Origin of the sequence: Mucilaginibacter sp. 14171R-50 (genome assembly GCF_010093045.1) — a bacterium.
In the GTDB taxonomy this organism is placed as follows: Bacteria; Bacteroidota; Bacteroidia; order Sphingobacteriales; family Sphingobacteriaceae; genus Mucilaginibacter.
This window is the reverse complement of sequence record NZ_CP048115.1, coordinates 2,601,818-2,614,199: the sequence shown is the minus strand read 5'-3', so window position 1 is coordinate 2,614,199 and position 12,382 is coordinate 2,601,818. Positions and strand designations below refer to the sequence as shown.

Annotated in this window: 8 protein-coding genes; 5 read left to right on the top strand and 3 right to left on the bottom strand. The window is 42.1% G+C overall.

Going from position 1 to position 12,382, the window contains the following annotated elements:
* Window positions 1–26: 26 nt before the first annotated feature.
* Both GWR56_RS12085 and bglX read right to left on the bottom strand, forming a co-directional pair.
* Window positions 27–3,293, bottom strand: a complete 3,267-nt coding sequence (locus GWR56_RS12085; RefSeq protein WP_162431491.1) for a TonB-dependent receptor — start codon at window positions 3,291–3,293, stop codon at window positions 27–29.
* An 804-nt stretch (window positions 3,294–4,097) separates the two neighbouring features.
* Window positions 4,098–6,407, bottom strand: coding sequence for a beta-glucosidase BglX (bglX, locus tag GWR56_RS12080; protein WP_202925316.1), 2,310 nt, complete (start codon window positions 6,405–6,407; stop codon window positions 4,098–4,100).
* 181 nt (window positions 6,408–6,588) lie between these two features.
* Between bglX and GWR56_RS12075 the strand changes: the two genes are divergently transcribed.
* From GWR56_RS12075 to GWR56_RS12060, 4 genes are all read left to right on the top strand, one after another.
* Complete coding sequence (locus GWR56_RS12075; protein WP_162431490.1) at window positions 6,589–7,350, top strand: NUDIX domain-containing protein; 762 nt, start codon at window positions 6,589–6,591, stop codon at window positions 7,348–7,350.
* Between the two features lie 189 nt (window positions 7,351–7,539).
* Window positions 7,540–8,400, top strand: a complete 861-nt coding sequence (locus tag GWR56_RS12070) for a YitT family protein (protein WP_162431489.1) — start codon at window positions 7,540–7,542, stop codon at window positions 8,398–8,400.
* Between the two features lie 208 nt (window positions 8,401–8,608).
* Window positions 8,609–9,343 (top strand): DNA-formamidopyrimidine glycosylase family protein, encoded by a 735-nt coding sequence (locus GWR56_RS12065; protein WP_162431488.1) that lies wholly within the window; start codon window positions 8,609–8,611, stop codon window positions 9,341–9,343.
* Window positions 9,344–9,523: 180 nt separating this feature from the next.
* Complete coding sequence (locus GWR56_RS12060; protein WP_162431487.1) at window positions 9,524–9,709, top strand: hypothetical protein; 186 nt, start codon at window positions 9,524–9,526, stop codon at window positions 9,707–9,709.
* Window positions 9,710–9,715: 6 nt separating this feature from the next.
* Here the strand turns inward: GWR56_RS12060 and GWR56_RS12055 are convergent, their stop codons facing one another.
* Window positions 9,716–10,366, bottom strand: coding sequence for an ankyrin repeat domain-containing protein (locus tag GWR56_RS12055; RefSeq protein ID WP_162431486.1), 651 nt, complete (start codon window positions 10,364–10,366; stop codon window positions 9,716–9,718).
* Window positions 10,367–10,539: 173 nt separating this feature from the next.
* On the opposite strand from GWR56_RS12055, the gene GWR56_RS12050 reads away from it, so the two are divergent.
* A complete protein-coding gene (locus GWR56_RS12050) occupies window positions 10,540–12,369 on the top strand; it encodes an ATP-dependent endonuclease (protein WP_162431485.1) in 1,830 nt (609 codons plus the stop codon).
* Window positions 12,370–12,382: the final 13 nt, after the last annotated feature.

The following is a 12,382-nucleotide window of genomic DNA, read 5'->3' as shown; positions in this document are numbered from 1 at the left end:
CTCTTTATATATTATGTTAGTTATTGTTAGAAACTAAGGTTTACGCCAAAAATAAATCTGCGTTCGTTGTTAGGGTAGCTACCTCTGTCTATGCCCTGGCTGTTACGGCCATCATATGCCTGAAGCTCCGGATCAAGACCTGTATATTTGGTAGAGGTAAACAGGTTAGTACCTTGTACGTAAACACGTAACTGATCAACCCCAACAGTCTTAAGAATGCTTGGCGCAAATTTATAACCAATTTGTACCGATTTTAATTTAAGGTATGAGCCATTTTCTACATAGTACGAGTTTACGGCATCAGAAGTACTGAAAGTGGTTGTTTTTTCAGCTATAGGCGCTTTTGCATTTGCGTTTTCTGCTGCAGATTTAGCAGGGTCCCAAGCGTATTTCAACAGGTCTATACTTTTGTTACCGGTTTGAGTACCGTAAAAATTAGTCCAATATTTCACGCTGTTATAAATTTCGCCACCTTGTGAACCATATAATACAGCGCTAAGGTCAAACCCTTTGTAACCAAGGTTCAGGTTAACACCATAAGTGAAATCTGGGGTTGGGTCACCAATTTGGGTACGGTCAGCATCGGTGATACGACCATCGCCGTTTACATCAGCATAACGGAAGCGGCCCGGAGCAGCTTTATCCTGGTAAACCGGCACAGATCCAAACAAATCTGGTTTTTGTTGTGCGTCAAGCGCATCTATCTCGGCTTGGGTATTCCAGTAACCTACAACCTTGTAACCGTAGAACGCGCCAATTGGGCCGCCTACCTGGTTGTAAACTACGTTACCGTTACGAACATCTGAGGCGAAAAACGGAGCGCCCAACTTTGTAATTTCGTTACTTACAGTGGTGATGTTAGCACCAATTGAGTAGGTGAACTCACCGGCCGAGCCATGGTAAGTAGCGCTAAGATCTAAACCTTTATTTACAACCTGACCGTTGTTAACAGTTGGCCATGCGCCTTCTTGTGTACCAACTGTTGCAGGAACAGGTACAACTACCAACAGGTCCGAAATAGTTTTTTTGTAATACTCGGCACTAATATCCAAGTGGTTAAATAATGATGCATCGAAACCAACGTTTAAGGTTTTATCAGTTTCCCAAACAGCATTAGGGTTACCCAATGAGTTTCTTAAGTAACCTGGGATAACTGAACTTGACGAACCATCGATAGCATAAGATGATGAACCCGGGCCACCACCAAAAGCCGCATAAGCACTGTTTACACCTACGTTACCGTTGAAACCTGATGTACCGTAGCTACCGCGGATCTTTAAGTCGTTTAACCAGTTTAAACCTTTAGCAAAGTCTTCCTGGGTTACGCGCCATGCCGCAGATACCGCAGGGAAAGTACTCCACTTGTTACCGGCTGCAAAACGAGAGCTACCATCGCGACGGATAGTTGCGCCGATAATATACCTGTCATTAAAGGTATAATCTAAGCGGCCAAAAAATGACATGATGGTGTTAAGATCCCTGAACCGGCTGTCAGCAGTTGTCTGACCGGCCTGACCGTTTTGGATATTTGCGAAGAAAGGATCAAGTGAGAAAAGGTTTTTAGCCTGCGCGTTTATCTCGCGGCCGGTATAGCCCCTTTGCTCAAAACCACCTAATAAACTGATATTATGTTTTCCAAATACTTGTTTGTAATTGATGGTGTTGCTCCAGTTAAAGTTGCTATCGTATGATGAACCTTCGCTGTAGCTATTGTTACCACCATGAGCCTCGCCGCTATCATACTGGCGGTAACCGATGTTATAGTAGTAACGGTTGTAGATATCAGCACTGTAAGCAGTACGTGCTGTAAAATGTTTCAGGAAGTCGGCTTCTGCAAATACAGTACCTTGCACACCATATTCGTTTGTATGGGTAGTGCTTTGGCGCTCTTGCATACCAACAGGGTTAAGTGCGTTACCTAAAGCGGCGGGGCCTGCATAAGTACCGCCTAAGTTACCCCCGATATCGCGTACAGGGATAATTGGAAGTGTACGGTAAGTTTCAGAGATAGGGTTACCTTCAGCCTGGTTACCACCAACTAAACCACCGCCGCCGTTAGGCGAGCTGTTATAATAATAGCTTAAGTTTTCGCCCAACCTGATGTGGTCTTTTACACTAAAGGTGGTGTTAACACGGGCCTGGTATCTTTTAAAGTAAGTGTTGATAAGCGTACCTTGTTGGTTGGTGTAACCTAAAGACATAAAGTAGTTGCTTTTATCGCTTGCACCACTTGCGCTTAACGAGTGCTGCTGGATAGGAGCACTTTTGAAAATTTCGTGGAACCAATCGGTACCTGCACCTTTAACAAACTTCTGGATCAGGTAGTCCCTTGCAGGATCGTTATCCAGGTGATAGTTCGGCAAAAATGAGCTGGCTTGCTCCTGGTTAAATACACCTTTAGCACCAGCGCCCGACTGATAACCGTAATCGTAAAATTTGTTACCTTTAGGGTTACCCTTCATTAAATCGTTATCAGGGTCAACCTTAGCAACCAATTGCTCAAACTGGTCGGCATTAAGCAAATTAAATACGTTACCGCTTAAGGGCTGGGTAGTACCGTAAAATGCATCGTAAGAGATGGTTGTTTTACCTTGTTTACCTTTTTTGGTTGTAACTACGATAACACCGTTACCACCACTAACACCGTAGATAGCAGCAGCACCCGCATCTTTCAATACCGAGATCGACTCGATATCGTTAGGGTTTAGGTTTGAGATGTTTCCTGTTTGCAATCCGTCAACCACATACAGCGGCGATGAATTGTTAAAGTTACTTAAACCGCGGATGGTAACTTGTGAGCCGCCACCCGGAGTACCTTGTGTTACAACGTTAACACCGGCCGCCTGGCCTTGCAGGATACTTTCAGCACTTACAGAAGGCACTGATTTTGCTGCCGCAACATTCACAGTTGTAACCGAACCGGAAATGTCTTTTTTACGTTGCGAGGTGTAGCCGGTTACTACTACTTCGTTCAACGTGTTATTGCCAACCTGCAGAACAACGTTAATTGTTTCTGAAGCGCCAACAGTAACTTCCTGGGTTTGATAACCCAGATAAGATACCACTAATACGGTACCCGGACTAACGTTCAGGCTGAACTGTCCGTTAACGTCTGTTTGTGTACCAATGGTAGTGCCTTTAACCTGCACAGTGGCTCCAACTACAGGCAACTTGTCGTCGCTGCCAGTAACCTTTCCGGTGTGCTTTGTTTGAGCTGTAACTACCAATGAAGAAACCATGCAGCATAGTAGCAGGCATAGTGCTCTTCCTTTAAGGAGTAAACTTTTAAACATGAGATTGAGATTTAGTTGATTAATATATTTGATTTAAGAACGTAATTCGGTTGTTGGGCTGTTTGCTGGAAATAGCAACTAAAGAGAAACTTTGAAGATTTCTTCTTTGAAAGGCCGGGCGGCGCCCGATAAACATGAGTAGATCAAAAAGAAAAAATTGTAAAAGTTTTATCATATAGTTACACTATCCTGTCTAAAAATTTATTCCGTTTACAACATCACTCCCCTAACCAAAGGTTTGTTATTGTTTTTTGTCCGTTAAGTTCAGTACGCCTTTCTTTAAAAAGAAAAGTTTATAATTGGTAATGCTCTAATATAAATAGAGTGTACAGGTTACACAAGTTGCATTTACAGAATTATTAATTATTTATTTTATTACAGTATTTATTAAACAATATTTAAGCTGTGTTAATAATTAATTATCGTATTGTTAATATAAACCACATGAAAGTAACAATTTAGCAATGTAAAAATGTTGTTATAAAGGCTTTTTTAGACCAAAAAACTCTTTTAAATTTTATAAAAGCCGTGAAAGCCTGTTCACCTTCTTAAATTTTAAAATACTTTTTTTATTTTTTTAAGAAGTACGGTGCATAAAACAAACCTCATAGAAAACTTATGTCATTTTTACATTTATGATATTAAAAATCGGTGCGTGAATACGAGTATTTTACACCAACCCATTTTTTAGACAATTACACACTTTGTATAAAAAAAATATGCCTTAATAATATTATTAAGGCATATTAGATGCTATTTTATATAAAAATAATTTAACAAAAAACGTACACTGCCACGCTTAGGTTATTTAGCCCATTTAATGCCGGCACTTTTTGTATCAGCCGAGTTTGTACCTATCCGCACAATGAAGTCGCCGGGTTCCCAATCATATTTAAGCTGGCTGTTATAAAACTTAAGCTGCTGCGTAGTGATCTTAAAACTCACATCCTGTTGCTCGCCGGCTTTCAGGTTTATTTTTATAAACCCTTTAAGCTCTTGCACCGGGCGGCTTATGCTTGCAACCGGGTCGGTAATATACAACTGTACAACTTCTTCGCCATCGTAATGGCCGCTATTGGTTACAGTAACCGTTGCTGTAAGTGTTTCGTTGCCTTTTAACCTGGTTTTGCTCAGCTTTATATTACCATAGGTAAAATTAGTGTAGCTTAACCCATAACCAAACGGATAAAGCGGATCGTTACTGATGTCGAGATAATTGGACTTGAACTTGGTAGGGCCTGATGAGTAAGGGCGGCCCGTATTTAAATGATTATAATATAAAGGTATTTGCCCTACGCTACGCGGAAACGTGGTAGTTAATTTACCCGATGGGTTATAGTTGCCAAACAGCACTTCGGCAATGGCGTTACCCGCTTCGGTACCCGGCGCCCATACATTTAATATGGCGGCTGCATTATCATTTTCCCACGTAAGGGTAAGCGGCCTGCCGTTAAATAATACTATAACTATGGGCTTACCCAGTTTGGCCAGCGCCTTTAACATCATCTGTTGGCTTTCAGGGATACTGATATCTGACCGGCTCGACGATTCGCCGCTCATACTTTGCGATTCGCCCACCACCGCCACAATGATATCTGATTTTTTTGCCGCCTTAACCGCATCTTCTATCATATCCTCTGGCGATTGTTTATCAAGCGTTACCATCCCGGGCCCAAAGTTAAGGCGCTTCATAAAGGTCGTGTCATCGGTAATATTACTGCCCTTCGCATAATTGATCTTCACATTATCGCCTACGATGTGCTTGATCCCTTCCATTACGCTGATCGATTTCTCCCATTCGCCGCCAATTACCCAGGTACCCAGCATATCCCTTTTATTATCAGCAAGCGGGCCAACAAGGGCGATGCTGCCTCCTGATTTTTTTAGCGGTAGTATCTGGTTGGCGTTTTTCAGCAGTACAAACGAGTGCTCGGCGGTAACGCGTGCAGCCTTACGGTTAGCCTCGGTCATTATCTCAGTCTTTTCGCGTTCCGGGTCGATAGATTTGTAAGGGTTATCAAATAAACCCAGCTTGTATTTTGCCTCGAGCACCCGGCGGCAAGCCTGATCTATTTCGGCCTGGGTTACCTTGCCTTGCTGCAAAGATCTTTTCAGGGTGGTCAAAAAGCCCTCACCCACCATATCCATATCCAAACCTGCCTTTAAGGCCAGTGCCGATACTGTTTGCAGGTCGCCCAGTCCGTGGTTGGTAACTTCATTTAAAGCGGTGTAATCTGACACCACAAAACCCTTAAACCCCCACTGCTTGCGCAGCAGATCTGTTAACAGCCATTTATTGGTTGTAGCAGGCACACCGTCAACTACGTTGAACGAACTCATGAAACTGCCTGCGCCTGCATCAAGTGCTGCTTTATATGGGGGCAGGTAATAATTATACATGCTCAGGCGGCTCATGTCAACCGTATTATATTCGCGGCCGGCTTCGGCGCCGCCGTAAAGCGCAAAGTGTTTTACGCAGGCCATAACCGCGTCGGCATTTCTCATGCTGGTACCCTGGTAACCTCTTATCATAGCGGCGGCAATTTTACCACCCAGGTACGGATCTTCGCCTGCACCTTCAGATATACGCCCCCATCTGGCATCGCGGGCAATATCAACCATCGGCGAAAATACCCAGTTCAACCCTTCGGCAGTAGCCTCTTTAGCGGCAATATGGGCAGCCTGCTCAACAAGCCCCATATCCCAGGTGGTTGACATCCCTAACGGGATCGGGAATATGGTACGGTGGCCGTGTATTACATCAAGGCCGAATATTAATGGAATGTGCAGGCGTGTACTTTTCACTGCCGCTTCCTGCATTTTACGCACGTTATCGGTGCCGTATAACCCAAATATGCCGCCAATGCTGCCCTTTCTTACGCCTTCGCTGATACCGTTGTTGGTTACCGAGCCCGTTATGGCCATGCCGCCTGTTACCAGGTTTAATTGACCTATCTTTTCGTCAACGGTCATTTTTTTCATTAAACCATTTACAAAGGCATTCATTTTTGCCGTTTCGCTTTGTTTTTGAGCTAAAGCGTTGCCAAAAGGCAGGCAAAGCAGCATAGCCGCGCTTAGGTAAGCAACCGGCTTATTGGTAAAATATCTTTTCATCAATGCGATATTTGGAGCGTAAGGTTATAAACCAAATAAATGTTAATTTTTGCATTATTAAAACACTATAAAAATTTATTAACTATTATTGGTTTTTAATAATGCTTAACACATGGTGTAATTGGTACACAATTGTAAATATTAAATTTAAACATTCAAAGTATTTTTATCAATAACATAAATGTTAACTAAGCAAGAGCTGGAAGAGTTTTGGGCCGAAGCCGGAAAGAAGTACCTTAACCACATATCTATTGATTGTGTGGTATTTGGTTTTCATGAAGGGCAGATGAAGGTGTTGATGCTGAAAAGCAACAACGAAGAAGCCTGGTATTTGCCTGGCGGCTTTGTGCGCAAAGAGGAGCCTATTGAAAAGGCCGCCGACCGCATTTTAAAGGAACGGACCGGTATAGACGAGATATTTTTACAACAGTTTCATATTTTTGGCGACCCCGACCGCTCTAAAGTGCACAACGAAATGTATAAGGATATGCTGCCCGAAGAGAAAAACTTTTTTGGCCAGCGTTTTATATCTATAGGTTACTACGCCTTAGTTGATTTTTTTAATGTGACACCCACGCCCGATGATTTTTCTGAAATATGCACCTGGCGCGACCTTAACGACCTGCCATCCTTTCAACTCGACCACGAACTGATATTCCGGACGGCATTAGATACCCTGCGCCTGCAGCTTAATTACCAGCCGATTGGTTATAACCTGATGCCCCGCGAATTTACCATGCCCGAACTGCAGAAGCTGTATGAAACCATCCTGGATAAAAAGTTGGACCGCCGCAATTTCCAGCGCCGCATTTTAGGCTTCGGCATTTTAAACAAGCTGGACCAAACCCGTAAAGGTGGTGCCCATAAAGCACCCTACCTGTACGCTTTCGACCTGGAGAAATACCAGGCTGCATTGAAAGAAGGACTAAAGAGCGGCTGGTAAACGATAAACCGGCCACTGAAGCGACCTGGTTGGGCAAGTGTTCACGTTCAGCACACGCTCACATCATGAACACCTGCAAACGCCTAACAATCAGGCTTATGAAATTTTTGGTGACTAATCTGTGTCACCACTGCTGATTTTTTTGCTATCTTAACCACTCATCTAATTGGTTACTGTATAAATAGCACTATGAAATTCAGGGGCGCATTCGTCGATTCATTACTTATTATATCTGGAATATTATCCGCGGGCATGGGCTTAAAAGGGTTTCTGCTCTCGAGCCATTTTATTGACGGGGGGGTTACCGGTATATCTATGTTGGTTGCCGATATCACGAAAACTCCTTTATCAGTACTGATATTTGTTATAAATTTTCCTTTTTTATTTTTAGGGTATCGTAAACTTGGCGTCACCTTCGCCATTAAAAGCGCGCTGGCCATTGCAGGCCTTTCGTTATGTATTGCGTTTGTTAATTTTCCTGATGTTACGCATGATAAGCTACTTACGGCGGTTTTTGGGGGCGTGTTTATTGGCTCGGGCATTGGCATGGCTATACGCGGCGGCGCTGTATTGGACGGCACCGAAATTGCTGCGCTGCTGGTAAGCAGAAAAGCACAGGTTGTGCGCGTAAGCGATGTTATATTAATATTGAACGTAGTGATATTTACCGCCGCCGTATTTTTGTTGGGGGTAGAGTCCGGACTGTACTCTATATTAACTTATCTGGGCGCATCAAAAATGATAGATTTTATATTGAATGGTTTAGAGCAATACACCGGCATGACCATCGTATCGGCCAAAGGCGAAGAGATAAGGATTGCTATTACCCAATCGCTTGGGCGTGGGGTTACGGTTTACCAGGGTAAAAGCGGCTATGGCAAGGATGGGCACATCAACTCTCCCCGCGAAATTATCTTCACCGTAGCTACCAGGCTTGAAGTACCACTTTTAAAACGCGAGGTATTGAAGATCGACCCCGCCGCCTTTATAGTGCAGCAAAGCGTTGATGATACCACCGGCGGATTGTTGAAGCGAAAGAAGGGGCATTAACCCCCTGCTCTAAGGGGTGTAAATATTGAATGTTGAATGCCGGATTTTGAATGCGAAAGTAAAAAAGTATCACTTCGAAATTCAACATTCGACATTCAGTGTTCGATATTACTTTCTATTTTTCTGTTCATCCCTTAAAAACAATGCTATTTTAAATTGTTTTTATAAAGCTCCCCCTTCAGGGGGTTGGGGGGCTAAACCAGTTAACATGCCTGAGGGGCCAAGCATACTGATATTAAAAGAAAAACTACAGCCGTTTACAGGCCAAAAAGTAATAGCTGCAAGCTGTAACAACGGCACGCTTGATACCCGCATCCTTACCGGCCAAACCATTACCGCTTTTAAAAGCTGGGGCAAACATTTTTTGATTTGCTTCGCCGGGTTTACCATCCGCATACACATGATGATGTTTGGCACCTACCGCATCAACTCGCGCACCGAAAAATCGCCGCGCCTGCATCTGCAATTTGAAGATGGCGAGCTAAACTTTTACGCTTGCCAGTTAAAATTGATTGAAGAACCGCTTGATGAGGTGTACGACTGGCAGGCCGATGTAATGAGTGAGGCATGGGACACCAAAAAGGCCATCAAAAAGATGAAAGCTATTCCGGGCCTGCTGGCCTGCGACGCGCTAATGGATCAGCAGATATTTTCGGGCGTGGGCAATATCATAAAAAATGAAGCCCTTTTCAGAAGCCGGATACATCCCGAAAGCGTTATGGCCGCAATGCCGCCCAAAAAGGTTAAGGAACTGATAACCGAAACCATTTTATATAGCTTTGAATTTTTAGAGCAACGAAAAGAAGGCACCTTAAAAAGGCACTGGCAGGCCTATCATAAAAAAGAGTGCCCCCGCAACCATGTGCCGTTTATAAGTAAAGATACGGGCAGATCGCGCAGGGCAAGTTTTTATTGCGAGTTGTGCCAGGTTAAATACCAGTAATGCTCAACGTTTAATCCGGATTGTCATTTTCGAACGGGGTACGAGGAGAAATCCTGTCCGGGCGGCAGGCGGAGAACATTGCATATCGAACAAGATTTCGCTCTATGTTAGAAATGACCTATTTTTACATTCAAACTTATTGTAAATCATCTTGTTAAAAACCTATAAACCCATACAATTATGAAAACAATAAAAATTAATGGCAACCCTGCCGACATGACCGCTGTTATGGTTCCCCGCGAAGATGAATACCACGATCATGAAACCGTAAGACTTGAATCATCAATAGATGGCGCCTCGGTAGAAAAAACCATCTTTCGGGTTGTTGATGGCGGCGAAGACAAATGGGAGTTACAGTTCGAATAACATAAATCAGGTTTCCAGGATATCGGCTATCTCGTCAAAACCCTTTTCGCGGGCGAGGTCGGCAGGGAGTTTACCGCCTTCCATACGGATATCAACCCGTGCGCCTTTGTCAAGGAGCAAGATCAGCAGTTCCGGGTTGCCGTTTTGCGCAGCCGCATGCAGTGGTGTGCTGCCTGCAGACTGCCTTACGTTTACATCGGCACCGTTCTCTATCAGCATGCGGGCGGTGCTTGTAAAATTGCCCGCCGCGGCCGAATGCAGCGGGTAAACGTTAAAGCCATTATCGCTGGGGCGGTTAACATCGGCCCCTTTTAACACCAGGTAGCGGGCAACATCAAAGCGCCCAAAATAGCAGGCCAGGCCCAGGGCGGTAAAGCCGTCGTCGGCGTATGCATTTATCCTTTCGGGGTGGGTGTATACCAGGTGGGCTACGTCATCAAACCTATCAGCGGCAGCCGCCTCAAACAGGCTGATATCATCAGTATGTTTTAATAAAATATTGGTAACGGCCGGTTTATGATAATAGCATGAAAGCATTAACGGCGATACGTTAAGGCTTGTTTTTACCTTAGCCAACTCGGGGTTAGCGGTCAGCAAAGCGTCTAAAGCATCTGTATCGGCATTAGCAATAAATTCTTCCAGATCGGTTAAGGTCATTTAGTGTGAAGATAGGAAATTCCAACTAACTTTTATAATCAATTTATCTCACGCTAATATCCAACGACGCTTCCATTTTTGTTAACACACGGTCAATATTTTTTAATTTTTTTCAGCCACTATTTTTACATGTTTCTGTATTGTATTATTAGCTTAGTTCAAATTTGAATCCAATGAAATTAACAATTCGCAAGAATAACGGTATCTTAAAAGATAGTGAGAATATCGACCTTCCAGATTTGGTTGTGATAACGGGGGCTAACGGCTCCGGAAAGTCTCAATTATTAACAGCATTACAAGAAAGTCAACATTTTTTCAGGAACGAAAACTTAGAAAAAGAGCCCTTTTCTTTTTTACAAAATGATATTGGTGAAAAAATCATGAGGATTGAATCAATATCTTCTTTTGAGTTTAACCCTTCAGGCGGAGGCTTGCAGTCTAAAATTAATGACCGCAGCAGATTTAGTAAGCTTGTAACCATCGCCCCTTTTATTGGTAATCAGGAAGCTTTAGGAACTGACTTAAATGACTCGAACACTTTAAACCAGCGCTTCAGAGCACAATTTAACATTCCTGATGTTGGCGGTCAGCAAACTATAAGCGATTATGATTTGACTTTAATTAAAAGGATATCGCAAAAAAGTCAAAAAGACATCAGCAAGCTCGAATTTCACGACTTTGTGATATTTGAAGATTATATTCAACAAGGTTTATTTTCAACTAATTTGTCTCTATTATTTAAACAATACATCTACACCCACAATTATTATCCAAATCTGAATTCTCAAACCCCGCCTTGGGAAACTTTTAACGATATATTAAACAATGGAGATTTACCTTACAGAATAAACTATCCAGACTTGAATAATCCAGATACTGTCGAGGCTTATTTAACTCATATCAAAAACGGAGAAAGGGTGGAATTTGAACAGCTTTCTTCTGGCGAAAAAACAATTATGTATTTAATTTTCGCCCTATACAATTCAAATCTAAAAACAAAAGACAATCTAAATACATTTCCGGAGGTATTATTAATGGATGAACCGGATGCCAGTCTGCATCCAAGCCTTACAGCTTATTTTCTGAAAGTGATTAGGGAAGTATTTATAGAGCAAAACAAGATTAAAGTAATTATGACCACCCATTCACCCTCAACTGTTGCCCTTTCGCCAGAATCATCAATTTTCACGATGGTAGAAGGTGTATTAAGTCAAGCAGATAAAAATGCAGCTATCAAGATGCTTACAGAGGGTTTGAGTACCCTCTCAATTTTGTACGAAAATAGAAAACAGGTTTTCGTTGAAGCAGATTTTGATGTTGTATTTTTTGAAAATCTATTTCAAGTACTTCGAGAATATCTTGATAAAGATATAATTCTATCATTCATGCCTTCGGGAAGTAAAAGTGAATCAGGTTGTGAAAAAGTAATTCAGTATACGAATTTACTTTACGATTCTGGGAACAAAAGTATATCTGGTTTAATTGACTGGGACTTAAAAGATAATCGAGAAGCAAAAAGAATTAAAGTCTTCGGATTATATAAGCGATACACGGTAGAAAATTACATCTTTGATCCTATTTTTTTGAGCATATTTTTGTTAACCGAACATCTGATACTACCTAAAGAACATGGATTTGATGAAGCCGAAAATATTTTTAGTGTCATAAATATTTCAGAAGATAATTTGCAGAATGTAGTCGACAGAATTGTAACAAAAGTAAAATCAAAGAAAGTTAGAAAAATGGTTGATAATGATGAACCTGAAATAATTACGTTATTAAATGGTTTTAAAATCAAGCTTCCTAAATGGTATCTAATTTCACCTGGTCACGCGCTAGAAGAAACCTGCATTAAAGCCTTTCCTAAACTAAATGCATATACTCGTACAAGCGATAATTTAAAAACCCAAATTCTTTTAAAGGTTGTAAGAGGCTTTTACAAATTTTTGCCATCAGAAGTTATTGAGCCCTTTAAACAATTACAGTCGTTACCCATTAGCTAATAACGGTTTTTAG